The organism is Lysinibacillus sp. GbtcB16, assembly GCF_019091145.1.
GTDB lineage: Bacteria > Bacillota > Bacilli > Bacillales_A > Planococcaceae > Lysinibacillus > Lysinibacillus fusiformis.
Window position 1 is genome coordinate 1 of the sequence record NZ_JAGXJV010000493.1, and the last position, 265, is coordinate 265.

Annotated in this window: 1 pseudogene; it reads right to left on the reverse strand. The window is 51.7% G+C overall.

The features are described 5' to 3' along the window. Nucleotides 1-225, reverse strand: a pseudogene (locus KVT27_RS25020) (phytanoyl-CoA dioxygenase family protein); the annotation flags it as partial. Nucleotides 226-265 lie beyond the last annotated feature (40 nt).

A 265-nucleotide genomic window follows, 5' to 3' on the forward strand; every position in this document is an offset into this window, starting at 1 on the left:
CAATGTATTCGGATCGTTCTTGATATAGTAATAGTCTTGATGCGCTGCTTGACCGGGGGAGCCAGGTTCTTTGTAGAAATACATACTTTGCACGCCTGCAGCTTCATCGCCAAGAACTTGAGCCAGAGCGCCACGTACAATGGGGAGCTTCATCATTTGCAGAGAGAAGCCGTCGTGCAGATGCGGATTAAAGAGGCGGAGGGAGAAACGGTCCTTGTCGTCCACCACAGCTCCACCTTTTCTGGGCTTTGCCCACTCAGGCATG